We start from the raw sequence: 26878 nt of genomic DNA on the forward strand, positions 1-26878 counted from the left end.
TTATTGCTATGATATCCACAACTTCAGAGCCCCTAAACCTTTCCATGTACTTATAAAATATCTATTTTCTCTCTCCAAAATAGATCAAGTACATCAGATTTGGGCTGCCTCTGACTTGATCAAGTTCATCAGAACTGTTGCTGCACGCTTGCATCTTCTGATCTCAAGCCCTCCTTAGCAATGATCAAGCCACCTACTTAGATCGTAATAAAACTCTTATTTAACACGATTTAAAAATGCTTATACTCTAGGCAAGAATAGAATTAGGACAATTTCATGAAAAAGTTACTTGGCGTTATCTTGAGTGCCTCTGTATTGACTTTAACTGGGTGTGGTAAACAGGAAGCGCCTGCCACTGATGCAGCGCAAACTAAAGATGCAAATGGTCTTCAAACTGTAACTATGGCTTCGACCGGTTCAGATGCAGACGTATGGCGTTATATCGCGACCCTGCCTGAAACCAAAGCAGCTGGCATCAAACTTGATGTGAAAAATTTCACTGACTATGTGTCAATGAACACGGCAGTAGCCAACAAAGAAATTGATGTGAATGCATTCCAGTCTTATGCCTATATGGTGGCTTATAACGATGCCAACACAGCCAAAATTGCGCCTCTATCTACCACTTATTTAGAGCCAATGGGCATTTACTCAAGCAAAGTAAAATCTTTGAATGAGTTTAAAACCGGTGCGACCATTGCCATTCCGAATGACGGCGCAAACGAATCACGTGCATTATTGCTTTTACAATCGGCAGGTCTGGTTAAGTTAAAAGCTGGTTTTGACAATGTCAAAGGCACAACGTCTGATGTGACCGAAAATGCAAAACAAATCGTGATTAAGCCGATTCAAATGGCGACTGCAGTACGCGTAAAAGACGAAGTGGATGCGATTGTGCTGGGCAATACCCTGGCAATGGAAGGTGGTTTAAACGTATTAAAAGATGCGATTTACTATGAGCCAATTGATCAAAGCACAAAAATGAACGTCAACGTATTAGCGGTTGCAGCAGACCGTCAAAACGATCCAGTCCTGCAAAAAGTAGGTGCGTTGTATCATACGCCAGCAGTAAAAGCATATGTTGATGAACATTTTGGTGGTACGAAAGTTGCGGTAAACAAACCGGTGACGTATTTAACTGAATCAAAATAGTACTATAATAGACTTTTAGAACAGGCAAGGACGATTTCTTGCCTGTTTTTTTATCCGTGATGCAGTTTTTGACACTATGATTGAATTTAAAGATATTTCAAAACAGTATGAGCTTAAGGGTCAAACCTTGCATGCCTTGAATCAGATTAATCTTCAGATTCCAACCGGCAGTATTTTTGGCATCATCGGTTATAGTGGTGCCGGTAAAAGCACCCTCATCCGTCTGATCAACCTGCTTGAGCGCCCAAGCTCAGGCCGGATTATCATTAACGGAACAGACTTTACCGCACTTGATGCCAAAGCATTGCGTCAAGAACGTGCCAGCATCGGGATGATTTTCCAGCATTTCAATTTAATGCAAACCAAAACCGTGGCAGCCAATATCGAAATGCCAATGAAACTCCTGGGCTGGAGCAAGGCAGAACGAGAAAAACGCCTCGAAGAATTATTAGACTTTATTGACCTGAAACATAAACGTCATGCATTTCCAGATGAATTGTCTGGCGGTCAAAAGCAGCGTGTCGGGATCGCTCGTGCCCTTGCCAATCATCCAAAAATTTTACTCTGTGATGAAGCGACTTCTGCACTGGACCCACAAACCACCAAATCTGTTCTACAGCTACTTAAAAAAATTAACGAAGAACAAGGCATCACCATTGTTATGGTTACCCATGAAATGGATGTGATTGAAACTGTATGTGATTATGTCGCCGTGATGGAAAAAGGTGACGTAATTGAGACCGGTAGTACCTTACAAATATTTAGTCAACCACAGCACCCGACCACCAAGAATTTCATTCAGACCGTATTACAGCAGCATTTACCAGTCAATATTCTGACCAATCTGGAAAACCAGAATCACAACAGTATTTATTGCCTGAAATTCCTCGGCAGTTCGGCTCAGGAAACCGTGATTCAAGCGGTGATTAAACAATTTAATATCAGTTTAAATATTCTATTTGCCAATATGACCGAAATTAATGGCACGGTGATTGGCCAGATGTTTATTCAGCTACTGGGTGATGCACAAGAAATTCAAGCAGCAATAAAATTCCTTGAACAACACGGCGTACAAGTCGATCAGGCGGGAGTACAGGCATGAGAGATTTGATTGTACAGTGGCTAACAACGATCACGGCGCCGTTCTGGAAAAGCTCCCTGTCGATAGATCAGTTTGTGACAGCGCTGCAAGAAACCTTTCATATGGTGTTCTTCGCGATGCTATTTGGCTGTATCTGGGGCTTTATTCAGGCGATTACCCTGTTGGTAACACGTCCGAATGGAATTCTGCCGAATCGTGTGATTTATCACGGTCTCAATCCGATTGTGAATGCGCTACGTTCGCTGCCGTTTATTATCCTGCTAATCGCAGTCATTCCACTGACCAAGTTAATTGTCGGCACATCGATTGGTACATGGGCAGCGATTGTTCCATTAACCATTTATGTCGGTCCATACATTGGTCGCCTGATTGAAACATCTTTACTCGAAGTGAATGAGGGTATTATCGAATCTGCCCAAGCCATGGGCGCGACGCCAATGCAAATTATCTTTAAGTTTATTCTGCCGGAAGCGCGTAGCTCACTGATTCTAAACTTGACTACTGCTACCATCAGTTTGATTGGTGCAACGGCAATGGCCGGTGCTGTCGGTGCGGGTGGTATTGGTGACTTAGCGATTTCTTATGGTTATCAGCGTTTTGATACCTCTGTAGTCATCATGACGGTGATTGTATTACTGATTCTAGTGCAGATTGTACAAAGCCTCGGTGACTGGTTATCCCGACTTCGTTAAGCTAGTTTTTATGTATGAATAAGGCCCTCTAAAAAGAGGGTTTTATTGTTTTTAATACTTACGATCCCTTTCTCATTATTTCAAAGTAAAGTCCTGCAACTATTTGATACGTGCCACGGCGACAGGAAGTCGCCCGTTGATTTGTGGCACATGGAAGTGCCATCAGATCAACAAAGGGGTTTTGTTACTTTTGTCCCGTCAAAAGTAAAAGAAAATATCTTCTAACAACTAACTAAATAATCAGCTTAAAAAATCAAATTCAAACTTGACCTAAAAGTTAGCCATTTCCCCTCAATTTCAAACTGAAACAATAAATCCCATGTTAAACTATTCAATGGTTTTAGCAGGGACTCATCTATGCACTTTGTTCATCTTGGTATTCATACAGAATTTTCGATTACTGAATCCATCGTACGGATACCTGACTTGGTCAAAGCTGCCGAAGAAGAACAGATGCCTGCCCTTGCGCTCACGGATCTTTCTAACCTGCATGCTGCCGTCAAGTTCTATGGCAAATGTCTGAGCAAAGGCATCAAGCCGATTCTGGGTTCTGAAATTCGCCTGAATGATGCCGAACATCGCATGACCTTATTGGCCATGACCAATACCGGCTGGCGTAATTTGACTGAATTAGTATCTGAAGGCTTTATCAGTGGCCAGCAATTGGATATTCCCTGCGTTCAAAAACAATGGATTTTAAATCAGCCTGAGGACATGATTGCCCTGCTCGGCATGCATTCCGATGTCGGCAAAATGCTGATGAGTTCAAATCCGCAAAAAGCGGAACCGCTACTAGAAGAATGGGTCGAAAAATTTGGTAATCGTGTTTATCTTGCCCTGACCCGTACCAATCGTCCGGATGAAGATAACTTTATTCTGGAAGCCGTTAAGCTGGCAAAAAAATACAATATCGGTGTGGTCGCACATAATGATGTGCATTTCATGACCCGTGAAGATTATGAAGCGCATGAAGCACGGGTATGTATTGCAGATGGTTATGTGCTTGGTGACAACCGCCGCCCTAAAACCTATTCACCTGAACAATATTTCAAATCTGCTGAAGAAATGACGGCGCTGTTCTCGGATATTCCATCTGCGATTGAGAACACCTATCACATTGCCAAACGCTGTAATGTGACGCTGCAACTGGGCAAATACTTCCTGCCTGATTATCCGATTCCTGAAGGTCATACCATTGATACCTTCTTTGCACACTTGTCCAAAGAAGGTCTGGAAGAACGCCTGAATTTCCTGTATCCGCCTGAACAACGTGATGAAGACTGGCCAGAAATCCGCAAGCCTTATGATGAGCGTATCGAATACGAGATTAACATCATTAACTCGATGGGATTCCCGGGCTACTTCCTGATCGTGATGGACTTCATTCAGTGGTCGAAAAGTAACGGCGTTCCGGTCGGTCCGGGCCGTGGTTCGGGTGCAGGTTCACTGGTCGCCTATAGCTTAAAAATTACCGATCTTGACCCGCTGCGTTATGAACTGCTGTTCGAACGTTTCCTGAACCCGGAACGTGTTTCGATGCCCGACTTCGACGTCGATTTCTGTATCGCAGGCCGTGACCGCGTGATTGACTATGTAGCACGTACCTATGGCCGTGATGCGGTCTCCCAGATTGCAACATTCGGCACTATGGCGGCCAAAGGTGCGATTCGTGATGTTGCCCGCGTTTTGGGTAAATCTTATGGCTTGGCGGATCGTATCTCGAAAATGATTCCGACCAAGCCTTTAGGTCTAAGCCTGCTTGAGTCACTAGAAGCTGAACCCCAGCTTAAAGATATCGTCACCAATCCATCCAATCCAGACCATGACGATGCAGCCGAAATCTGGGAAATGGCACTGAAACTGGAAGGTATTACCCGAAACACCGGTAAACACGCCGGTGGTGTGGTGATCTCGCCAACCAAAATTACCGATTTCTCTGCGGTCATGTGTGATGCCGATGGTACCGGACGCGTGGCACAGTTCGATAAAGACGATGTCGAATCTGCAGGTCTGGTGAAGTTTGACTTCTTGGGTTTGCGTAACCTGACGGTGATTGAAGATGCGGTTAAAAATATCAATAAACGCATCAAAGCGGATAAACCTTTAGATATTGCTTATATCCCGCTTGAAGATAAAGACGCATATCTGGTCTTTGCCAATGCCAACACCACCGCGGTATTCCAGTTTGAATCCGTGGGCATGAAGAAGATGCTGAAAGAGGCACGCCCGAGCAAGTTTGAAGAAATTATTGCCTTCGTATCGCTGTACCGTCCAGGCCCGATGGATCTGATTCCTGACTTTATCCACCGGATGCATGGTGGCGATTTTGAATATCTGCATCCCTTGCTTGAAGGCGTACTAGAACCCACCTACGGGATTATGGTGTATCAGGAACAGGTAATGCAGGCTGCACAGTATTGTGCCGGCTATACCCTCGGTGGCGCGGACTTGTTACGTCGGGCCATGGGTAAGAAAAAACCGGAAGAAATGGTCAAACAGCGCCAGATCTTTATTGAAGGTGCATCGAAAAAAGACATTGATGAAGCTACGGCCAACCATATCTTTGACTATATGGAAAAGTTTGCCGGCTATGGTTTTAACAAATCGCATGCGGCTGCCTATGCTTTGGTTGCCTACCAAACTGCATGGCTGAAAGCGCATTATCCGGCTGAATTCCTGTCGGCAGTATTGACCTCGGAGATGCAGAACACCGACAACGTGGTATTCCTGATTGATGACTGTCGCAAGAATAATCTGGAAGTTTTACCGCCGTCAGTGAATATGTCGCTGTATCAATTCCATGCTATCGATGAGCAAACCATTGTCTATGGTCTGGGTGCGATCAAAGGCGTCGGTGAAGCGGCGATGCAGTCAGTGATTGACTCGCGTGCGCAAGAAGGTTCATTCCGTGACTTGTTTGATTTCTGTCATCGTATTGACCTGAAAAAAATCAATAAGCGTACTCTGGAAGCACTGATTCGTTCAGGTGCATTGGATTGCTTAGGCATTGACCGCGCCGACCTGATGGCGCAACTGCCTGAAGCGGTTCAAGCTGCGGAACAGGCACGTTCCAATCGTGAAACCGGCATCATGGACCTGTTTGGCGAAGTGGAAGAAGTTCAGCGCAAGCCATCTAAGCCAGTCAAACCATGGGCAGATGAAGTTCGTCTGAAAGGTGAAAAAGATACACTTGGTCTGTATTTAACCGGTCACCCGATTGATGTGTATCGCAATGAACTGAAAGCCTTTGTGCCTAGTCAGATCAATGAGCTGACGCCAACACGCCGTGGTGTGACCACCGTGTTTGCAGGACTGGTGGTGGATATTGCCAATTTCCCGAACCGGATGATGATGACACTGGATGATGGTACGGCACGGATTGAAATTTCAGCCAATCACGAACGCTTCAACCGCTTTAAAGAGATTATCCAGCTCGATAAAGTGGTGGTGATTGAAGGCGAAATCTATGAGCGTGAAGGCTTTGACCGTCCGATGGGACGCCTCACCAAAGCATTCAGCCTGAATGAAATTCGCCAGAAACGTGCCAATAGCATCAAGATCACTCTCACAGCCGAGCATTTCAGCAAGAGCTTGAGCCGGGACTTGCAGCAGATTCTGACTCCTTATTGCAATGTTGATATGTCCGCACATATTCCGGTGATTCTGTATCTGGACTATCCGTATGCCACGACTGAACTGCATCTGGGTCTCAACTGGAAAGTCGCCCCACTGGATGAGCTCTTAGCCAAATTGCGTGACTATTTTGGTAAAGAAGCCTTGCATATTGAGTATCAGGTCAAGTCCAAAGCTGCCAAAGCTATGTCCTATGAACAGGCCAAGCCGGTGGATATTCCTCCGCCGCCTGTGGGCATGAGCATGGATGATGCACTGGAACTGTATCAGGCTGAATCCCAGCCGCAATATTCATAAATCCTGATCTTTAAAACACCTTAAAATTGGAATCCTCATGAGTCAAATTGACAATGCTGCTGTTTCAGCACATCTCTCCCATGTGCGTATTGTCATGGTCAATACCACTTTACCTGCCAATATCGGCAGTGCCCTACGTGCCATGAAAACCATGGGCTTGTCTAAGCTGGTTCTGGTGGCACCGAAAACCTATCCACATCCGGATATTGATGCGCTGGCCGCGGGTGCAACTGACCTGATCGAGCAGATCGAGATTGTAGAAACACTTGAAGATGCCATTAAAGACTGTCAGATTGTATTCGGTACTAGCGCACGCAGCCGTACCATTCCCTGGCCGCTGTTAGATGTGCGCCCTGCCGCTGAAAAAGCCATGACCGCCGTGGTACAAGATCAGCAGGAAGTCGCGATTCTATTTGGCCGCGAAGACCGTGGTCTGACCAATGAAGAACTGGCGATGGCCAATTATCATCTGACTATTCCTGTGAATACGGACTACGGCGTACTGAATGTAGCTCAGGCGATTCAGGTGATCTGCTATGAGATGCGCATGGCAACGATGAGTCAAATTGAACAACCACGTGATGCTAAAGCGACCATGCAAGTCATTGATGGCATTGAAATGGAATGGGATGAACCCTTGGTCAATCATGCGCAGATGGAACAGTTCTATCCACACTTGGAAAAAATGTTGGTAGAAATTGAATTTATGGATCCAAAAAATCCAAGATTATTGCCTTTACGCTTGCGTCGCCTCTTTGGACGTATACAATTAGATCGTATGGAATATCACTTACTTCGTGGTATTTTCAGCCGTGTTCAGGCATTGAACAACGGTACCTGGAAAAAATCTTCACACACATCATCACAGGACGAGGATCAAATCTAATGCTAAAACAGCTCAAAGAAGATATAAAAGCTGTCTTTGCGCGCGATCCTGCAGCACGCAATACCTTAGAAGTCTTAACCACTTATCCTGGCATTCATGCGCTGATCATGCATCGCATGGCACATGAGCTATGGAACAAAGACTGTAAAGGAACTGCGCGTGCGTTGTCTTCGTTTAGCCGCTTTGCCACCGGCATTGAAATTCATCCAGGCGCAAAAATCGGCCGCCGTTTCTTTATCGATCACGGTATGGGTGTAGTCATTGGCGAAACCGCTGAAATTGGCGATGACGTGACGCTTTATCACGGCGTGACTTTGGGTGGAACCACCTGGAATAAAGGTAAACGTCATCCAACGCTAGAAGATGGCGTGGTAGTCGGTGCTGGTGCCAAGATTCTTGGACCATTTACCGTAGGTAAAAATGCCAAAGTCGGTTCTAATGCGGTCGTCACCAAAGCGGTTCCTGAGAACGCCACAGCTGTGGGCAACCCGGCACGTTTTATCACCAAAGACAAACCCAAAGATGATGCTGAAGCGCGTCGTCGTGACTATGCAGAAAGTATCGGTTTCCAGCCCTATGCCGCAACTGAAGACCAGTCCGATCCGATTTTGGAAGGCATGCGGATTCTGCTGGATCGCATTCAGCAAAATGAAAAACGCATGAACAACTTGTGCAATCGTCTTTCTTTGTTAGATCCGACCTTTAACAAGCAGCAACAGGATGGCCAGCCTTTGAGTAAAAAAGAGTTGGAGATTCTGGAAGAAGCGCGCCGTGAATGTGAAGCGCAAACCAGCCAATCCAAAGCCTGAATATCACACTTCACTCTGTAACACGGGTTTACTTGCATGATCGTTATACTTTTCATAGACTGACGATCATGCAATTTTTGAATAGATGTTTTAAAAATAACAGAATGGATGACTATTATGACCTTTAAGCCCTTGGCACTTGCTTGCTTAGCATTCACAATTACTGCGTGTTCCACCACTCCTCAGAAATCTGCTGAGAAACCTGTGGATCAAGTGGTTTTTGTAGAGCCTGAACTGAGCCCACCATTTTATGCTTTAAATCCATTCAATTATAATGAACCGCCTGAATTTGAAGTGCATTTGAAAAAAGCTGCAGCGCAGCCTGTAACCAAGATGGTGGTGACGGATCCTAATGATCCATCCAAGCAACTGACCCTGGATGTGAATAAACTGATTATTCCAGTGGTAGATAGCAATACACGTGCAATGCGTTATGCAGCACTTGCCAATTCAAATGAAATCGATATCACCGAAATTGACGATTTCCTGCAAATGGTCGAAGGTAAGGCACGTCATTATCCACCACGTTTCAGCGATCGTCAGGAACGCCGTGGTTTTGAAGCCAAATTGCGTGAAGTCACCCGACAACTGGATACTTTAGCGGCCCGTCCAAATGCCTCTTTTGATGTGTTGATGCGTGCTTTTAAAGCCAGCGTGATGGCACGTAACCTGGATCTGGGTTCAGTTTATACCACCAATTCCCTGACCTATGCCCAGCGTATTCTCAAAATTAACCCGGATGATCCTGAAGTCAACTTCTGGTTTGGTTTTGGTCTGTCTGAAGGCGGTGGTCAACGTGAAGCCATCGCTTATCTGGACAAAGCCATGAAAGCTGGCGTTCAGGAGGCTTATCTTTCTGCAGCCAATAACTATATTGCATTGGAACAGAAAAAAAATGCCACTCAAACCTTGGCGAACTATAAGGTGAAATATCCGCAAGAAGCTGAAGTAGCAGACCGTCTGATTCAGGAAATTGAGAAAAATGGTCGCTGGAATGTTTGGCAAATTTTGCAAACATCAACACCCGCTCCGGCTACAGACCCAGCAACAGCACCGGTGACCCCATAATCAAGATTCGCTTCAATTTGATTACAAATAGACTGCTACGGCGGTCTATTTTTATGGGAAAAAATTAGTAAAATACAAAACATTATCCCGCTTTATAACTTGAATTCAGTGAAAAGTTTTATGCACGAAAAAATAAATAAAAGATTAATGCTGTGCACTTTACTCATCACCAGCGTACTCAGCGGCTGTCAGGTGGTGAGTGTTAAGGAACAGGCCATTAATGTCACGCTGAACAATGAGCGTGACAGCATCTTGACCCGCGACAAGCTCAGTGAAGCCAGTCTGAATGTGTTGTCCATGACAGGTCGTGAAGCCCAGATCTGTATTGATCAGCCCGAAGAATGTGTGGAAGATCTGAAAAGTATTCCCCAAATTTTAGATGAACAATTGCTTTCTACAGCAAGTGAATTATATCTAGCCAACTCCTTACAAAATGCCAAGTCTGCTGAATGTAACACCGGAATTTTAAACAAAACCCGATCACCGGAAAAACAGCAACAACACAAGCAGAACATCCAGAAATGTCTGGATCAGCAGCTCACTATGCTGGATAAAAGCATTCGTTATAGCTATGCCTATCTATTTAAAACCGAGCGTGCGCCGCAAGAGCGTATTTTTGATAACCGCCAGGTCCAGATTCGTGACTTTTATAACCTGGCAATTGCTCATCTGATTCAACGCTATGCTGAACGTTATGAAGCCAAACAGTCCGGCCAGCGCATTCAGGTCGGTGACAGTGTATACACCATTGATCTGGAAAATTTTCCGCAGCTGAAAAACCAGACCATTGAACAGCTGATGTCCACCTATAACATGAACTTTTCCGGCCTGCGTTCTATCACCCGGCGTGATGGTTTTGGTTCAGAATTTTTAGTGGTCTTACCTGAAGCACAGCAAACCGAGCAGGATAAAAAATATATTGTCGATCCGCTCAAGCACAACTATCCAAATGGTATCAATCCAAACATTCATTCAGCCCGCTATCTGGCGACCACCATTACCGCTGTACCCAAATCCGCGAATTCGACGGAACAGATTTTATCTACTTCAGAGTTTCACCTGAAACTGTATGATCCTTATAAGCATGAAAAGATTAAGGTGGCTTCGAAAGAATATGCGCTGGCCGCCAACTTTTCTGCACCTTACGGCTTATGGCTAGCCGAGAATAATCTGGGGCGTTTAGCCTATCTGACCCTGATTAATCGCGAAGACAGTCTGAGCATGCCGCACCTGTACATGCTGGAACCTTATAATCCGAACAAGAAAGTGCTGGTATTGATTCATGGCCTGGCCAGCAGTCCTGAAGCCTGGATTCGTCTGACCAACGATATTATGGGTGATCCGGTATTAAGGGAAAATTTCCAGGTCTGGCAGGTATTTTATTCTACTAATATGCCGATTCTGGAAAGCCGTTTTCAAATTAATGCTCTGGTTCAGCAAGGCTTTGCCCTGGTCGCGAACAATGCAACAGCCAAAAAAGATGCGGTACTGGTCGGACATAGTATGGGAGGCGTGATTGCCCGTTTAATGGTCAGTCAGGCCGATATTACTCAAGATGCATTCAAGCTGGTACAAAATACCCGCATTGCACAGTTTAAGGATAACCCGCTCTTTAAAGCACGCCTGCAAATGCAACCTATTCCAAATTTCACCCGGGCCATTTTCTTAGCAACTCCGCATCGTGGGACAGAATATGCCGACCGCTGGCATACCAAACTGGCCCGTAAAATTATCCGTATACCGGGTGCATTTTTGGGTGCCTTTGCCGATACCCTGCAAGGCCAGATTGGGTTAAACGAATTTGTCAAAGAACTGGGGCATGACCTGATTCAAAATGGTCCGAGTGATCTCAGTGAAAATTCAAAATTTACTGCATTAACTGAGGATATTCAGCCTTCTAAAAATATCAAATTTCATTCTATTATCGGCAATACCGTAGATACGCAAGATACCAAGCTCATGAGCGATGATATCGTTTCATACGAAAGTGCTTACTTGGAAGGTGCTGTATCTAGCAAAGTCATTAAGGGTGGCCACTCGATTCAGGAAACGCCTGAAGCCGTACTGGAATTACGCCGGATTCTCAGATTACATCTGACCGATCTTGGTCTTTATGATCCGGAATAAACTATCGTCTTGATTTAGACTCACCACCGCATGTTCGCATCCGGTGGTTTATTTTTTAAAATTGCAAATAATGCTGAATAAGAAGCCATAGCGACAGATCTGAGCGCTGACTTAAAGATTCATCTGGAATTTCATTTCTTTCTAAAAATTAAATTTGATAGACTTGCTGCAATACAGCTTTAAAGCTGAATTGAATCAGCAGATTCATTTCACATTTTCGATCTCCTGTGCTCAACCATGTTGGATTGGCCTGATTGAAAATGTGCTTTAAATTTTCCTGCATAGCCTATTGAGCAGTATTTGCATTTATCTCTTGTTGAAAGGATTTATTTTTAATGACCAGTTCAGAAATTATGGCTGATCTTTCTACCTTAACGCCCATGATGCAGCAATACATGTCAGTGAAAATGCAGCATCCGCATTCATTGATGTTTTATCGTATGGGTGATTTTTATGAACTGTTCTTTGAAGATGCACACAAGGCAGCCAAGATTTTAGGCATTACCCTGACCCATCGCGGTAAAGCCAATGGTCAGCCGATTCCTATGGCGGGCGTGCCTTATCATGCAGCCGAGGGCTATCTGGCACGTCTGGTCAGAAAAGGCGAAACCGTGGTGATCTGCGAGCAGATCGGCGAGGTTACTGGCAAAGGACCGGTTGAGCGTGGTGTGGTTCGAATTATTACGCCAGGTACCCTGACCGATGATGCCATGCTCGGTGCACATCAAAGCTCGAATCTGGTGGCTTTATGTATTCAACAGAATCAGATTGGCATTGCACTTCTCGATCTCAGCGCTGGCTTATTTAAAGTACAGCAGCAGGATTATGATCTTAACCAGCTCATGATTGAACTGGCACGTTTGATGCCAAGCGAAATTCTGCTGGATGAAAATATCGCTGATCCGACATTGACCGAACAACTCAAACAGCAACTGGATATCTCGGTCACCAAACGTCCAAATGTTGATTTCAACCTGAATAATGCACAAAAAACCTTATGTGACCAGTTTGCCGTCAGCACGCTTTCAGGTTTCGGAATTGATCATTTACCTTTGGCTAAAGCAGCCGCAGCGGCACTGATTCACTACGCCAAAGAAACCCAGAAAACTGCGTTACCGCATATCCGCACGATTCAGCTAGAACAGAGTTCAGATTTTATTGCTTTGGATCCGGTGACACGCCGTAATCTTGAACTGATTGAGCCTTTATTTGAACATGGGACATCCTTATTTCAGCTGATCAATGATTGCCAGACTGCCATGGGGGGGCGCTTGCTCAGTCGCACCCTGATGCAACCTTTACGCGATACCGCCTTGCTGGATGAGCGCCTGGATGCCATTCAAGCCCTGCTGCAAGGTTTCCACGAAGTACCTGTACGTTTGGTACTAAAAGAAATTAGCGATATTGAACGCGTGCTGAGCCGTATTGCGCTTGGCAGTGCCCGTCCACGTGATCTGGTGCAATTGCGACAGGCCTGCGCGCAAATTCCATTTTTACGCCATGCCCTGCAACCGATTGTCAGTCAGCAACAGTCCAAACTTTTAGTACAACTCAATGAAGAACTCGGCGACTTCCATGATCTACATCAACGTCTGATGTCCGCCATTGTGGAAAATCCACCCGTCCTGCTTCGTGATGGTAATGTCATTGCAGAAGGTTTTGACAGTGAACTCGATGAACTACGTCAGATTCGTGATCATGCCAGCCAGTTCCTGATTGATCTGGAAATTAAAGAGCGTGAACAAAGCGGCATTCCGGGACTGAAAATTGGCTACAACCGCGTCAGTGGATATTATATTGAGCTGACCCGCGCACAGGCTGAACAGGCACCCGAGCACTATATTCGTAGGCAAACCCTGAAAAATGCCGAACGCTACATCACACCTGAACTGAAAGCATTTGAAGACAAAGTCTTATCAAGCGAATCGCGTGCCTTGGCCCGTGAAAAAATGCTGTTTGAAATGCTGCTGGATGAACTGCGTCAGGATATCGGCAGTTTACAGATGATGAGCAGCGCCATTGCCCAGATTGATCTGATTGCTAATTTTGCCCATCAGGCGCGTTTACGCAACTGGTCGCGTCCAAAATTTAGCCCTGAAATCGGTGTAAGTATCACTGCTGGACGACATCCAGTGGTAGAAGCCCTCAGTAAATCGGCCTTTACTCCGAACGATACGCGACTGGATTTTTCCCATCGCATGGCCATCATTACCGGCCCCAACATGGGTGGTAAATCCACCTTTATGCGCCAGACTGCATTGATCGTGTTGCTGGCTTATTGTGGTGCCTATGTTCCAGCGCAAGCTGCAACTTTAGGTCCGGTTGACCGTGTCTTTACCCGTATTGGTTCTGCCGATGATTTATCGACCGGCAAATCAACCTTTATGGTGGAAATGACCGAAACCTCGCAAATCCTGCATCATGCCACCAGCCAGTCTTTGGTACTCATGGATGAAGTTGGCCGTGGAACCAGTACCTATGATGGCTTGTCTTTGGCTTGGGCCTGTGTGCTGGATCTGACCAAACGCATTCAATGTTTATGTCTATTTGCTACCCATTATTTCGAACTGACTGAACTAGATAAGGAAAGTGGCATTAATAACTACCATGTCACGGCCAAAGAGCTGAATGGTAATCTGATTTTATTGCATAAGGTGCAACATGGCCCGGCCAGTCAAAGTCATGGCTTGCAAGTCGCGAAATTGGCAGGCATTCCGGCTGCGGTGATTAAAGAAGCGCAAAACCGCTTAAAGATTCTGGAAAAACAGCATCAGGCCAAGCCACTGAGCCCGCAGCATGATCTGTTTGCAATGCCTGAAGTTATGGAGCCTATAGAACGTATCATCGAAATTGAAAAAGAATCGCCTGCACTGGACTTACTCGAAGATATTGATGTAGATAGTTTAACTCCGCGTGAAGCCTTGCAGCAGTTATATGCGCTCAAAGACCTGATCAAACAGTCAAGTTAATTCTCGGTCCTAGACCTCATCTGGCATAGGGTCGATGTCCTGAACATACCGATGAATGCTGTAATTCATCGGTATGCGACCTTTTTTCAAATTTAACAGCCCTATATATAACAAATATCAATAAAAGGAATTGTTAGTTCCCCCTGTTTTTGCCTAAAATACAGCATTCGTAATTAGAACCATATTTTTTAGGTAGCTGTCGCCATGACCTTCGTTGTCACTGAAAATTGTATTAAATGTAAATATCAAGACTGTGTTGAAGTTTGCCCTGTAGACTGTTTCTATGAAGGTCCTAACTTCCTTGTGATTAACCCGGACGAATGTATCGACTGTGCGTTATGCGAACCTGAATGCCCGGCAAATGCAATTTTCTCTGAAGACGAATTACCAGAAGGTCAGGAAGTCTTTATTGAACTGAATGCTGACCTGTCACAAAAATGGCCAAATATCACACAAATTGGTGACCAGCCAGCAGACCGTGAAGAATGGAATGGCAAAGCAGACAAATTACAATACCTTGAAAAGTAATTAGTTTAAACTTTAAAAGATCAGCAAATGCTGATCTTTTTTATACTCAACGCACACATTTCATTGCAATATTCTCCAAATTTCTCCCTATATTTAGTCTAAAATAGCGCTATTTTGTAAATATCTGATTTCTATAAATGAAGAACTTGTTAAAGGGATTATTGAGTCTTTGTATAATTCCTCTTGTTTTTGTGGGCTGTACCACGACCACAAAACAACCTGGACAGGCCACCACACCTGCTGGAAAACGGATTTACATTCCACAAGAACGTGTTCAATACGATCGTAAAGCCCACCCAAAAACTGTGCCTTATGTGTATACCCACTGGGTATCGGCACTGGATAATTTGTCACGCGTGCGTGAATATGAGGTTTTTCTGGAACGTCATGGGGTTGGCAATATCATTCCGAGTTTCGAATTGATGCGTACTGCACGTGATTGGGCCAAGTGTGGCCGTTCCCAATACATGATTCCAAGCCGTGAATTATGGGCCAATCAGATCCCAACTTTAAAAGTCTTTAAATATCTGGTTGCAGCCAATGTACTGACTGATTTTGAAGTCACGTCAGTCTATCGTGACCTGCCTTTAAACCAGTGTGCCGGTGGTGCCAACTCTTCACGCCATCTGTACAACTCTGCCATCGATTTCCGGATTGGGCCTGAATATCCGCAGGCACAAGATTATAGCTATATTGAAAATACCAAGTTCAAATTGTGTCAGTTCTGGGTACAGCATGGTCAAAGTCTGAATATGGGACTTGGCATGTATGCTTCAGGTCAAATCCACATCGATACCCAAGGTTATCGTACCTGGGGACCGAGTTTAGGCCGTAATTCCTCGATGTGTAATTACTAAGTCATGACAACCACTCTACAAAGTTCATTCAGGACATTGTAGAGCCTAAAAAATCATCACCTATAGAACAATAAATTGCGCTCTGCCGCGAAAAGTTTAAAATGCACGCATCGCAATCGAGGTGCTAAGACTATGCAACAAATGTGGACAGACATTGATCACTACATTGATTCACATTTAATTCCTGAAGACCCTATTCTGAATCAAACTCTTGAGAATACCGCAGCGCACGGTTTTCCTGATCATCTGGCTGTAGCACCGAACCAAGGCATGTTGTTGCAGATGCTAATCCAGATGAACCAATGTAAACGTATACTGGAACTCGGCACATTTGCAGCATATAGCACCATGTGGCTGGCACGTGCTTTGCCGGATGATGGCTATATCCTAACCATTGAAGGACGTGATACCCATGCAGCGATGGGTCAGGAAAATATTGATCGCGCGCAGCTTAAACAGACCGTCGAACTGAAATGCGGCCGTGCAGCAGATGTGCTTAAAGCCCTGCCTGAAGATACGGAAGCTTTCGATTTCATCTTTATTGATGCAGACAAACAGAGTTATCCGGAATATCTGGAACTCAGTTTAAACCTGTCGCACTCAGGTACACTTATTTTTCTGGACAATGTGATTCGTGCTGGCGAAATCATTAACCCGGACAATAATAAACCAAGTATTGAAGGCATTCGTGACATGTTTAAAGCGCTTCAAAATCATCCACGTATCTTGTCATGCACTGCTTTACAAACGGTTGGCAGCAAAGGACATGATGGTTTTGCACTCGCGATTGTGAAATAAAACAAGAAGAACAAAAATCACCCAATGACATATTTACCATAAATAACATTAACTTATAAATATTAACCACAGAGTTATCCACAATATATGAGGATAACTCTGGTCATTTTTAAATCAAGCTGTAACAATTTACGATTAGACTTCGCGCTTGGCGATTTTATGCAATTCTCACTTCGCAACCAGTAAAGGCACTTTTGAATTCCGGAAAATCGTGGTCGCAATACTGCCCAAAAAGAACTGGTGAATTTTACTGTGACTAAATGCACCCAACACGATCAGCTGAATTCCGAGTTCCTGCTGATAGGTCAAAATATTTTCTGCGACATCGCCATAGCGGTATTGTGGCACCACATCTAAACCAGCCTGATTTAAATATTGCAAAGGCTCATTCAGAATCTCAGCATGATCACCGATATATAACAAATGGCATTGCAATAAGCGCAGCAGATCACTTTCCGCAATCCGTTTCATCATCTTGATACAGGTCGGTGAATATTCATAGGCGAAAATAAATCGTGTCGGCGGCTTAAACTGTTCTCCGACAGTCATCACGGTACAATTGGCCCCACGAATAAAATTTTCGACATTGGTGCCGATCGGTTTGTTTTTTTCAGCGGAGCGTTCACCGAGTAATCCAATCACTGCGATATCATCAGGCTGCAGGATCTGAAAGCTTTGTTCCAGAAAATCACCCTTTTCCTGAATATGGGTGGTTTGAATGCCGTGTTCTGCCAGAATCCGCTCCGAAATGTGTTGCAGCAGGTTATTGCTATAATCCAGCGCGATTTCACTTTGTTTTTGTTCAAGCTCAGCCAGTTCTTTCAGTAACATGGCATTACTTTCAAAGCCAATCACTCCGCTGATTTCCCCCAGATGATAACTGGCCGGGTAATAATCCAAAACCTGTAACAGGACCAGTTCACGGCCAGTCTGTTTGGCAATCCATGCCGCCGCGTCTGCCAGCGCGTTTATACATGGCGATGAGTCGATGCAGGCGATGACACGTTTCATGTTTAGCCTCTCTTCTATTTATGATAAAAATTTCTTAGTTATTTTTAACTTAGCATAAGCATTCAAAAATGTGCAGCGAAATCTGTAAGGCTTGACTTGAAATATGTTAACTTTTATGTGAACAAATATAGATCAATATATCGAACCATCTGCTGAGTCAGGCTGTTGTATCAAGCAATTGACTTCCAAAAGCTTATTCACGATAGCGAATGAATTGGGCCGGATTACCGGCGACAATCGCACGCTTCTCGACATTCTTGGTCACCATACTGTTCATTCCCACCACGGCCTGATCTGCGATTTTAATTCCGTCCTTGATACCGACATGCGCACCGAGCCACACATCCCGACCAATCTCGATGCCTTGCGAACGTACTGGCTGCTGATAAATCGGCTGCTCCAAATCCATGCCATGATCAAAGGCATAAAGATGACAATAAGCGGCGATGCGCACCTGATCATGCAGTTTAATCCCCACCCGGCCACCATCCAGAATACAGTGATGATTGATCGCCACTTCATTACCGATCTCTAGGGGGCCATGTAAGGTGCAATCTGCAGCAATAAAGCTATTATCACCAATAATGATTTTGCGTCCCGGCTCCGCGAAAATATGTGCAAGAGGTGAAATAAAACAGTTTTCACCAATCTCGACGGTTTCCATTTCCATCAAGTAAGCCTGATAGTCCTTTTGCCACGCTTCTGCCCAATCGCGATTTTTTGGTTTTAAAGACCAGTACAGCCAAGGCATGTAATTCAGGCGATGTTTATGCTGCTCACGATATTTCAGTAATGGATCTACGTCAGTCATCTGTCGCTTCTTCTATGATTTTGAGCTGTTCACGGCCGCGGGTCACATCTTGAATTTTTAAGGCAAAAGGTTGAATTTGATGTAACTGAAATAAGGCGCTGATCTGCACCCCTTCGGCTGTATATTCTTCCTGATAATCGATTTGCTGCTGATTCAATTCATATTGAAAGATGGCCCATTCATTGAATTGACAGGAAAATTGCACCTTCTTCTTTTCAATCAGTTCAATTTTTTCTGCCAGCAACAAACATTGTCCAGCGCAACCGCCATAGGCACGTACCAAGCCCCCTGTTCCCAGCTTGATCCCGCCATACCAGCGATTGACCAGTACCAGCACATTGGTCAGCTCATTGCCTTCAATGGTCGCCAGAATCGGGCGTCCCGCTGTGCCTGAAGGTTCACCATCATCATTAAAGCGTACCTGATGGCCAATTTTCCAGGCCCAGCATTGATGCGTGGTGCTTGGATCACGATAAGTTTCCAGAAAATCTTTGACGTCCTGCTCATTCTCAACAGGGGTGGCAAAGGCCTGAAAGCGGCTTTTTTTGATGTCTTCCTCAAAACTGACCAGGCTGGCAATGGTAAATGGCATAACTTCAGGCTTTAAACTCTCACTGCTGCAGTATACCCGCTTTGCACAGACAAATAAAAAGCCTCTCCACGGAGAGGCCTGATTTTGATCGATTGTTTTACTCAATTGCTTGGCAAATATTACCGTTCACGCAAGGCTTCTTTGGCTTTATTAAATGGCTTGATCAGATAATCCATCACGGTTTTTGAACCAGTACGAATATCCACGGTGGCCACCATCCCTGGAGTAATATTGAACTCCTGCCCGGCATTATTGCTGAGCTTGTCGCTATCGGTACGGATATACACCCGATAATAAAATTGATCCTGCTTGACTTCATCACGCAAGGTATCCGGTGAAATCATCGCAACTTTACCATTCAACCCACCATAGATCGAATAATCATAAGCTGTAATTTTAACCAATGCTTCCTGATCAGGGCGAATAAAGGCAATATCACGCGGCGAGATTCGTGCTTCAACCAGTAATTTTTCATCCAGTGGCACGATGGTCATCAACTTGCCATTTTGTGGAATCACGCCGCCCAGCGTCATCACATCAATCTCTTTGATGACACCGCGAACCGGTGATTTAAAAACAGTTCGGCTCAAAGTATCCGACTTGCCACGTACCACCTGTTGCTGGGTTTCTACATCAGTATTGCCTTTGGACAATTCTTCCCGCGCATTCACATAATATTGATTACGGATATCATTCATCTGATTACGCAGGTCATTGGCTTCACGTTTTAGACGCAACACTTCAACCTCACTGGCTGCCCCTTTGGCGACCAAGGGAGCGGTCATTTCCAGTTCTTGCTGCACCAGTAACAAAGCCTGTTCCAGGCCTGCAACAGATTCTTGCAAATTGGCTCGACGCGACTGATACAGGGCCGTTTCTTCTTTAACCAATTTGGGGTATTTCAACACTTCTTCAGGAAAGACCAACGGTGCGCCGGTGACTTCCGCACGTAAACGGGCTGAAGTGGCACGCGACGACACCAGCAAGGATTCTGATTCACCGACGTTAGATTCAAAGCGGGTCGGATCAAGCTGGGCCAATACTTGCCCACGCTCGACAATCTCACCTTCTTTGACATTGAGTTTGGTCAGAATACCGCCGTCCAGAGACTGAATCACCTGCTCTTTGGATGATGGAATTATTTTCCCGGTACCGGTAGATACTTCTTCCAATTTGAATAACCAGGCCCAGCTCAGCAATACCAATAGGCCAATGCCGATAATCCAGATGATGACACTTGATTTGGGTAAGGGCGGTTCCTGAAAGCTGACCTTGCTGGAACGTTTTAGTTGCTGTAGTTCACTCATGCACTTGCTCCCACAATCCGCTTATTACCACCTTGTGACTGATTCAGGATCTGATCCCGTGGTCCATCCATCACAATCTTGCCATCATTGACCACCAGAATACGGTCCACCAGTTCCAATACCGCACGGCGATGAGTGGCGACGATCATCGTACGATGGGTTAAATACCCTTTAAGATGATCAATCAACTGTTTTTCTGACACATCATCAATGGCAGCGGTCGGTTCATCCAGTAGCAAAATCTTTGGTTGACGAATCAACAACCGCGCCAATAACAAGGCTTGGCGCTGTCCACCAGAAAAGCCGACACCACCCTCTAAAATGATATGATCCAGCCCTTCTTTTTTCTCCTGTACAAATCCCAGTGCACCGGTAATTTGTAAGGCTTCCAGAATTTGCTGATCGGTGGCCAAAGGTGCACCCAAAGTCAGGTTTTCACGAATTGAACCATAAAATAACTGCGAGTTCTGATTTAGCAAACTCATATCACGCCGCACATCTGACGGATCAATCAGGGTCAGATCAATCCCATCCAGCTTGACCTTGCCCTGTAACGGTGTCTGCATCCCAGACAAGAGCTGCAACAAGGTCGATTTTCCTGCACCATTACGGCCCAGAATTGCAATTTTCTCCCCGGGCTTGATCTCTAGCTTGGGAATCATCAAACTCGGTTTCGGATCATCATCGCCATATTTGAACACCACACCGTTGAGCTCATAATGCCCATCCAGTGCCGGACGATGAATCAGGTGCGAATAATCCGGCTGGTCCACCGGTTTTTTCATGAGTTCATCCAAACCAGCCTTGGCGACTTTAGCCTGTTGCAAGCGACCCAGTACACCCGTAATTTGTGAAATTGGTGCCAGCATGCGTGAAGATAGAATCGAACAGGCCACCAGTGCGCCTGTGGTCATGTCACCCTCCATCACCGCAAAAGCCCCGACCAAGACTACAATTGCAAAGGTCAGTCCCTGAATTTTTTGGGTCCAGGCGGTCATCAAGCCGACAATTTTACGTTGCTGCATGCTGACATCGGCTGACACTTCATTCATATGATTCCACTGGTTCTGGAAACGCGTTTCAGCTCTTAACAGCTTGATGTCTTCAATTGCTTGTACAGCTTCTACCAGCAAGGCATTGCGGATGGCAGATTCGCGCATGCCCAACTGAGCCAGCTGTGCCAATTTTTTCTGCGCCAGAATTCCCGGAAGAATCATTAAGGGTACAACGAGTAGCATGACCCAGAACAGATTGCCACCGATCACCCAGAAGATCCCTAAGAACAGGAAGAAGAATGGCAGATCGGCAATTGCTGTGACTGTGGTTGAAGTCACCAGTTCGCGGACGCCTTCCAGCTCACGAATTTGTGAAATAAAGGTTCCTGTTGATTTGGAACGTTCGCTGTTTTTAATCCGTAATGAATGACCAAAAACCCGGTCAGAAATTTTTAAATCCGCACGTTTACCAATAATGTCTGACAGATAGATCCGCGAGACACGTAATACAAATTCAAAAATCGCAGCGATCAGCACGCCACCGGCCAACACCCATAACGTCGGAATAGATTGCGATGGAATGACACGGTCATAGACATTCATCGAGAAAACTATCGTGGCCAGTGCCAGAATATTGGCAATTAAAGACGCAAACATCACATCGATATAGCGCTTCCAGTCATTCAGGACAATCGACCAGAACCAGTTTTTCTCAAAGGGTTTGATATATTCATCCACCCGCGCATCTGGAACTGAAGATTCAGGACGCAGCACATAAAGATGCTTTATGCCAACCTCTAACTGTTCAATCGTGAAACTTTGAGATAAACCTTCATCACCACTGAGCTGGATGCTGACATTGCCCTGTGTGTCGATGCGTTCAATCACCCCCACATCACCACTATCGAATTCAACCAGTAAAGGTAAACACCATGGATTCAGCAGGCTGCACTCAAATTTATTTTTACGGACATTTAAACCCATCTGACGACTGACTATCTTGAGCATGTCATCGATGTCATGATGCTGGTTCCAGTCCAGTTGCAGGCGTATCCGCTCCTCAGAAGGCTCGATCCGGTAATGCCGGGCAATATTTAAAACTGCCTGAAGCCAAGGTTGATAATTTATTATTGTAGTACTCATGGCTGAACTTCAAACCCCTGAATAGAAATGCTGTTAAGCGCGTAAATATCCCGTGTACGGCCCGTGACCTGAATGTACTGTACGATCGCCGAGTAAATGTCATAGCGTGCCGATTCAATTTCCTGCGCGGCACTATGAATGGCTTGCTCTGCATTCAGCAAATCCACTACGGTTCGGGTACCCAATTTATATTGTTCTTGATACAGCTCTTTGGTGCGTACCGTGGTTGCGCGGCGCTGGGATAAAACCCCCATTTGTTTTTGTTTATTTTCAATCTGCTCGCGGATCAAGCGCACCTGATCCTGCACATCCAGATAGACCGTATTGACCTGTGCGCGTGCAGCTTCTTCGGCATAGCTTGCGGCACGGGTCTGTGAACGCGTTGCACCACCCTGATACAAATTACTGCTGGCTTCAATCATGACTGAATTATAAAAGCCATCATCTTCATTATTATTTGGATTCCGTTCATTCATCGCCTGACTTAGACTACCTTTAACACTAATGGTCGGATAAGGGCTTAGCCGCGCCTGATCTTTTTGCAAACGGGCAACATTGACCCCGGCATGGGCCAGAATCATGTTCGGAATCTGGGTAAATTCCGGATCCTGATAAAGATCGGCCTGTGCCACAATACGATCAGGAATATCCCATTCAACAGTGGATACATCAAATCCTAGCAAGGTACGCAAGCGTTGTTGATATTGTCTGAGCTGGGTCTGCTGTACAATCAGATTCGATTGCGCTGCTTCCAGATTGGACTGGGCCTGAATCGGGTCGGCCTGACTGCTGATTCCGGCGCGGGCACGCAAATTGGCAATTTCTGCAATCCGTCCAATGCCCTGAATCTGCTGTTGGGCAATCTGGGTGATTTGCTGATAACGTTTGATATTCACTATTGCATCTGCTACTTCAAATGCAATCTGATCTAAACTAACCAGCACTCTTGCCTGTTCTTCTGCCAAGCGGGCTTCTTCCACACTGATATTGGTTTTAATTTTGCCAAAGTCATACAGCATCTGGGTGGCATTCAAAGAAACGATTTGTCGTCCACGTTCACCGGAAGTGAGATCCCCTGTCCCGATACCACCGGACACCTGCGGATAATAACCCGCTCTCGCTACATCAATATTGGCTGCCTGCGCAGATAATGTCGAAATACTCTGGGTGATTTCAGGACGTCGTTGCACTGCCCGGTGTACGGCTTCCACCAGATTCATTTTTTGTGGAATGCCACCTGTGATCGTAGGACTTAAAGCTGACTGTCCTGACTGTGGTCGGGTAATTTACGGCAGCTCAGCTACTTTTGATGTATCTAATGAATAATGACCAAGCGACGTGATATCAATGCTATGCGCTGACCGTGTCGGTTTGGGTGCAATCAGCTGGCCCAAGCCATTCTTGAGATTGGAAAAATAATGGGGTGAGTTTTCTGCATGCGCCAAAGACACAGATAAAGGCAAAAGAAGAAGTATCAATCTCTTTCTTTTTTGATCTGTTTTCCCCTGATTTTTTTTTAAAGTGTTCTGCCCTAAATCGCATAATTATGTAATGTTTCTTGTTTTAGCCTAACAATATATCAAATCCTTTTAAAAGAAATCTTTTTCACTTTGATTTGAGCAAAAAAAAACCTGCATCCGACAACTGGCGTCTGATGCAGGGTTTTTATATAAAGCAGGATTATTTAAACAGTGAAATCATCACCCAGATAAACTTTTCTCACAGTCTCATTTGCCAGAATTTCTTCTGGTGTGCCTTCAGCAAGCAATGCGCCTTCACTGACAATATAGGCATGCTCACAAATCGCCAGCGTTTCACGCACGTTATGATCGGTAATCAGTACCCCAATTCCGCGATCTTTCAAGGTCGTAATAATATCCTTAATATCTCCGACCGAAATCGGATCGACACCGGCAAAAGGTTCATCGAGTAGCATAAATTTTGGATCAGCCGCGAGTGCACGCGCAATCTCGGCACGACGTCGCTCCCCACCGGATACACTCATACCCAAGGAATCTTTGATATGGGTGATTTTAAAGTCTGCCAGTAGCTCCGCCAGACGTTGCTGACGTTGTGCCTTGGTCATATCTTTACGGGTTTCCAGAATCGCCATAATATTTTCGGAAATTGTCAGTTTTCGGAAAATCGAAGCTTCCTGCGGCAAATAACCAATTCCCTTACGTGCCCGTTCATGCATTGCGAGGTCGGAAAGATCTAGATCATCGAGATAGATTTCCCCCTTATCCATCCGCACCAGACCGACCACCATATAGAAACTGGTGGTTTTACCGGCGCCATTTGGTCCCAGCAACCCAACAATCTGGCCACTTTCCATGCTGAACGACACATCTTTCACTACCCAGCGTTTATTATAGTTTTTCGCCAGATGCTTAATGGTTAAGGTTTGAACCTGCTGCGATTGCTCCATTAATCACGCGCTCCCGGGAAGGATGTTGAACTAGAGGGTGGAATCACGATTTGTACACGGCCAGACGATGAACCGGTTTTGTTTGGTGTTCCGGTAGCTTCGATATCGCCTTTGTTCATGCTGTATTTTAAAGTCGCACCACGAATACTAGCACCGTCCTGTTGCAGGAAGGCATTACCTGACAAGGTAATAATCCCGGTTTCAGCATTGTAGACAATTTTCTGCGCCTGACCTTTGGCAAGACCTTTGGCCGGATCCACTTTTTGCTGGAACTGTGCCGGGCTGCCTGTCGCTGTAATCAGGCTGATCTGACGCTTATTGTTCAGATTGGCCACAATCGAATTGGCTTGCAGCTTCATGGTGCCCTGTTCAATGATAACGTTGCCCGAATACGTCGTCACACCCGTCCGCTCATTGAAAGTCGCCCGGTCAGCCAGCAAAGTGATTGGCTGGTTACGGTCAGATGGCAGTGCAAAAGCAGCGATTGAACCGAGTCCAACCACAGTCGCCAGCGTCATACGCTTCAGGAAAGTGTGCATCATTTTGGCTTTAGGAGTTTGGTTCATACTTTCCTCGAATATTAAAGAATTCGTATTGACCATCATTAAGATTGGCTTTAAGACCCTGGCTGACGAATTCAGCCTGTGGAGATTCCACAATCACTGTCTTGTCTGTTTCAATTTCACGTGTTTTCGGAAAAGCAGTCAGTTCTTCAGTACGAAACTGCATTTTTCCATTTTGCATGATTTTGGTGGCGAGCACTTCTTGAGAGAGTACAACTTTTGTATTGTCATCATAACCATGCGCCATTTTGGCAAAGAAAGTCGCATCGACTTTACCATTGTCATAGGTCGATGCTCGCAGATTTTCCAGCTTTGAGGTTTCTAGCTGCAGGTTCTGCTCGAGTTGGTCCACTTGGGCACGAACCGACACCTGGCCTGCTTCATCCGTCTGGGTTAAGTTAATATTTTGAGCGGAATAGGTCATGCTGCGCGCAGAGTCTGCCTGCAGCTTGTTGCCCTTGCCGCTGTAATAGTAATAACCACCACTTATTGCGGCAATAATCACAGCCGTAATATATAAAACTTTAGTATCCATAAGCGGTGTACTTAATCCAAAAGATATGACTTATTAATAAGGCGCACGAGTATATTTTTCAAGTAACTCTTGGTACATGCCTTTGGACATTAACAACATATCGCAGATTTCACGCACCGCACCACGTCCACCCTGCGCCTGAGTCACCAGATCGGCACGGCGACGAACTTCGACATGACCATTAGGCACGGTCACTTTCATGCCGGCAATGGCAAAAGCAGACAGATCAGGCCAGTCATCGCCCATGTACAGGCAATCTTCAGGATCAATATTAAGCTGCGCACAGGCTTCACGAAGTGCTGTACCTTTATCTTCACGCCCCTGATAGACCAAATCAACACCCAGATCCGACATACGCTTTTCTACGATATTGCTTTTACGTCCGGTGATAATAATCACCTTGATTCCCGCCTGCTGAACCAGTTTCATGCCCAGACCATCACGAATGTCAAAGGATTTGATCTCATCGCCAGTATTGGTCAGCGTTACAAAGCCATCACTTAAAATACCATCTACATCAAGCACCAGTGCTGCAATATGACGTGCCTGTTCTAATAATACATAAGATGCCATTT

At 45.2% G+C, this 26878-nt stretch carries 21 protein-coding genes and 1 pseudogene; 12 read left to right on the forward strand and 10 right to left on the reverse strand.

The annotated features are described in order from the left end of the window. Positions 1-276 precede the first annotated feature (276 nt). The 12 genes from Q9R24_RS00575 (at position 277) to Q9R24_RS00630 (ending at position 16918) form a co-directional block, all read left to right on the forward strand. Complete coding sequence (locus tag Q9R24_RS00575; protein WP_005100876.1) at positions 277-1152, forward strand: MetQ/NlpA family ABC transporter substrate-binding protein; 876 nt, start codon at positions 277-279, stop codon at positions 1150-1152. Between the two features lie 76 nt (positions 1153-1228). Next, positions 1229-2254 carry a methionine ABC transporter ATP-binding protein gene (locus tag Q9R24_RS00580; RefSeq protein WP_044110226.1) on the forward strand — a complete coding sequence of 342 codons (1026 nt, stop codon included), beginning with the start codon at positions 1229-1231 and terminating at the stop codon, positions 2252-2254. Continuing rightward, positions 2251-2946 (forward strand): methionine ABC transporter permease, encoded by a 696-nt coding sequence (locus tag Q9R24_RS00585; protein WP_004279923.1) that lies wholly within the window; start codon positions 2251-2253, stop codon positions 2944-2946. Before Q9R24_RS00580 ends, Q9R24_RS00585 begins: the two co-directional genes overlap by 4 nt. 357 nt (positions 2947-3303) lie before the next feature. Then, the gene (gene dnaE / locus Q9R24_RS00590; RefSeq protein ID WP_311203483.1) at positions 3304-6876 is read left to right on the forward strand and encodes a DNA polymerase III subunit alpha; all 3573 of its coding nucleotides are present in this window, start codon (positions 3304-3306) and stop codon (positions 6874-6876) included. 37 nt (positions 6877-6913) lie between these two features. Next, a complete protein-coding gene (locus tag Q9R24_RS00595) occupies positions 6914-7762 on the forward strand; it encodes an RNA methyltransferase (protein ID WP_311203484.1) in 849 nt (282 codons plus the stop codon). Beyond that, positions 7738-8571, forward strand: a complete 834-nt coding sequence (gene cysE, locus Q9R24_RS00600; protein WP_253147061.1) for a serine O-acetyltransferase — start codon at positions 7738-7740, stop codon at positions 8569-8571. The genes Q9R24_RS00595 and cysE overlap by 25 nt, the downstream gene beginning before the upstream one ends. A gap of 117 nt (positions 8572-8688) precedes the next feature. Next, positions 8689-9639, forward strand: coding sequence for an ABUW_2363 family tetratricopeptide repeat lipoprotein (locus Q9R24_RS00605; protein ID WP_004646689.1), 951 nt, complete (start codon positions 8689-8691; stop codon positions 9637-9639). A gap of 120 nt (positions 9640-9759) precedes the next feature. Next, positions 9760-11766: an alpha/beta fold hydrolase gene (locus tag Q9R24_RS00610; RefSeq protein WP_311203485.1), complete on the forward strand. Its 2007-nt coding sequence runs from the start codon at positions 9760-9762 to the stop codon at positions 11764-11766. A gap of 335 nt (positions 11767-12101) precedes the next feature. Next, entirely contained in the window at positions 12102-14735 is a 2634-nt protein-coding gene (mutS, locus tag Q9R24_RS00615) for a DNA mismatch repair protein MutS (RefSeq protein WP_311203486.1), read from the forward strand. A gap of 204 nt (positions 14736-14939) precedes the next feature. Beyond that, entirely contained in the window at positions 14940-15263 is a 324-nt protein-coding gene (fdxA, locus tag Q9R24_RS00620) for a ferredoxin FdxA (RefSeq protein ID WP_004279936.1), read from the forward strand. 137 nt (positions 15264-15400) lie between these two features. Then, entirely contained in the window at positions 15401-16120 is a 720-nt protein-coding gene (locus tag Q9R24_RS00625; RefSeq protein WP_004279938.1) for a D-Ala-D-Ala carboxypeptidase family metallohydrolase, read from the forward strand. Between the two features lie 132 nt (positions 16121-16252). Next, positions 16253-16918, forward strand: coding sequence for an O-methyltransferase (locus Q9R24_RS00630; protein WP_004646686.1), 666 nt, complete (start codon positions 16253-16255; stop codon positions 16916-16918). Between the two features lie 168 nt (positions 16919-17086). Here the strand turns inward: Q9R24_RS00630 and Q9R24_RS00635 are convergent, their stop codons facing one another. The 10 genes and pseudogenes from Q9R24_RS00635 to Q9R24_RS00680 all read right to left on the reverse strand — a co-directional run bounded on the left by Q9R24_RS00635 (position 17087) and on the right by Q9R24_RS00680 (position 26876). Next, positions 17087-17929: a universal stress protein gene (locus tag Q9R24_RS00635; RefSeq protein ID WP_004279943.1), complete on the reverse strand. Its 843-nt coding sequence runs from the start codon at positions 17927-17929 to the stop codon at positions 17087-17089. A 193-nt stretch (positions 17930-18122) separates the two neighbouring features. After that, entirely contained in the window at positions 18123-18740 is a 618-nt protein-coding gene (locus tag Q9R24_RS00640; RefSeq protein ID WP_311203487.1) for a DapH/DapD/GlmU-related protein, read from the reverse strand. Continuing rightward, entirely contained in the window at positions 18733-19332 is a 600-nt protein-coding gene (locus tag Q9R24_RS00645) for a YigZ family protein (protein WP_004646684.1), read from the reverse strand. Before Q9R24_RS00645 ends, Q9R24_RS00640 begins: the two co-directional genes overlap by 8 nt. A gap of 119 nt (positions 19333-19451) precedes the next feature. Further along, on the reverse strand, positions 19452-20639 hold the full coding sequence (locus Q9R24_RS00650; RefSeq protein ID WP_311203488.1) for an HlyD family efflux transporter periplasmic adaptor subunit: 1188 nt from the start codon (positions 20637-20639) through the stop codon (positions 19452-19454). Continuing rightward, on the reverse strand, positions 20636-22777 hold the full coding sequence (locus Q9R24_RS00655) for a type I secretion system permease/ATPase (protein ID WP_311203489.1): 2142 nt from the start codon (positions 22775-22777) through the stop codon (positions 20636-20638). The genes Q9R24_RS00650 and Q9R24_RS00655 overlap by 4 nt, the downstream gene beginning before the upstream one ends. After that, positions 22774-24240 (reverse strand): annotated as a pseudogene (locus Q9R24_RS00660) (TolC family outer membrane protein). The gene Q9R24_RS00655 and the pseudogene Q9R24_RS00660 overlap by 4 nt, the downstream one beginning before the upstream one ends. Positions 24241-24461: 221 nt before the next feature. After that, complete coding sequence (lptB, locus tag Q9R24_RS00665) at positions 24462-25205, reverse strand: LPS export ABC transporter ATP-binding protein (protein WP_005104345.1); 744 nt, start codon at positions 25203-25205, stop codon at positions 24462-24464. Further along, a complete protein-coding gene (lptA, locus tag Q9R24_RS00670) occupies positions 25205-25771 on the reverse strand; it encodes a lipopolysaccharide transport periplasmic protein LptA (RefSeq protein ID WP_004646679.1) in 567 nt (188 codons plus the stop codon). The genes lptB and lptA overlap by 1 nt, the downstream gene beginning before the upstream one ends. Next, positions 25755-26303, reverse strand: a complete 549-nt coding sequence (gene lptC, locus Q9R24_RS00675; RefSeq protein WP_311203490.1) for an LPS export ABC transporter periplasmic protein LptC — start codon at positions 26301-26303, stop codon at positions 25755-25757. The genes lptA and lptC overlap by 17 nt, the downstream gene beginning before the upstream one ends. A 33-nt stretch (positions 26304-26336) precedes the next feature. After that, complete coding sequence (locus tag Q9R24_RS00680) at positions 26337-26876, reverse strand: HAD family hydrolase (protein ID WP_004279958.1); 540 nt, start codon at positions 26874-26876, stop codon at positions 26337-26339. Between the last annotated feature and the right edge of the window lie 2 nt (positions 26877-26878).

Source organism: Acinetobacter sp. RRD8, assembly GCF_031844225.1.
Classification (GTDB): domain Bacteria; phylum Pseudomonadota; class Gammaproteobacteria; order Pseudomonadales; family Moraxellaceae; genus Acinetobacter.

Bases quoted from the DNA above. Each gene is read 5' to 3' on its own strand.
- Q9R24_RS00575 (WP_005100876.1), top strand. From the start codon at position 277: ATGAAAAAGTTACTTGGCGTTATCTTGAGTGCCTCTGTATTGACTTTA.
- Q9R24_RS00580 (WP_044110226.1), top strand. From the start codon at position 1,229: ATGATTGAATTTAAAGATATTTCAAAACAGTATGAGCTTAAGGGTCAA.
- Q9R24_RS00585 (WP_004279923.1), top strand. From the start codon at position 2,251: ATGAGAGATTTGATTGTACAGTGGCTAACAACGATCACGGCGCCGTTC.
- dnaE (WP_311203483.1), top strand. From the start codon at position 3,304: ATGCACTTTGTTCATCTTGGTATTCATACAGAATTTTCGATTACTGAA.
- Q9R24_RS00595 (WP_311203484.1), top strand. From the start codon at position 6,914: ATGAGTCAAATTGACAATGCTGCTGTTTCAGCACATCTCTCCCATGTG.
- Q9R24_RS00605 (WP_004646689.1), top strand. From the start codon at position 8,689: ATGACCTTTAAGCCCTTGGCACTTGCTTGCTTAGCATTCACAATTACT.
- Q9R24_RS00610 (WP_311203485.1), top strand. From the start codon at position 9,760: ATGCACGAAAAAATAAATAAAAGATTAATGCTGTGCACTTTACTCATC.
- mutS (WP_311203486.1), top strand. From the start codon at position 12,102: ATGACCAGTTCAGAAATTATGGCTGATCTTTCTACCTTAACGCCCATG.
- fdxA (WP_004279936.1), top strand. From the start codon at position 14,940: ATGACCTTCGTTGTCACTGAAAATTGTATTAAATGTAAATATCAAGAC.
- Q9R24_RS00625 (WP_004279938.1), top strand. From the start codon at position 15,401: ATGAAGAACTTGTTAAAGGGATTATTGAGTCTTTGTATAATTCCTCTT.
- Q9R24_RS00630 (WP_004646686.1), top strand. From the start codon at position 16,253: ATGCAACAAATGTGGACAGACATTGATCACTACATTGATTCACATTTA.
- Q9R24_RS00635 (WP_004279943.1), bottom strand. From the start codon at position 17,929: ATGAAACGTGTCATCGCCTGCATCGACTCATCGCCATGTATAAACGCG.
- Q9R24_RS00640 (WP_311203487.1), bottom strand. From the start codon at position 18,740: ATGACTGACGTAGATCCATTACTGAAATATCGTGAGCAGCATAAACAT.
- Q9R24_RS00645 (WP_004646684.1), bottom strand. From the start codon at position 19,332: ATGCCATTTACCATTGCCAGCCTGGTCAGTTTTGAGGAAGACATCAAA.
- Q9R24_RS00650 (WP_311203488.1), bottom strand. From the start codon at position 20,639: ATGAGTGAACTACAGCAACTAAAACGTTCCAGCAAGGTCAGCTTTCAG.
- Q9R24_RS00655 (WP_311203489.1), bottom strand. From the start codon at position 22,777: ATGAGTACTACAATAATAAATTATCAACCTTGGCTTCAGGCAGTTTTA.
- lptB (WP_005104345.1), bottom strand. From the start codon at position 25,205: ATGGAGCAATCGCAGCAGGTTCAAACCTTAACCATTAAGCATCTGGCG.
- lptA (WP_004646679.1), bottom strand. From the start codon at position 25,771: ATGAACCAAACTCCTAAAGCCAAAATGATGCACACTTTCCTGAAGCGT.
- lptC (WP_311203490.1), bottom strand. From the start codon at position 26,303: ATGGATACTAAAGTTTTATATATTACGGCTGTGATTATTGCCGCAATA.
- Q9R24_RS00680 (WP_004279958.1), bottom strand. From the start codon at position 26,876: ATGGCATCTTATGTATTATTAGAACAGGCACGTCATATTGCAGCACTG.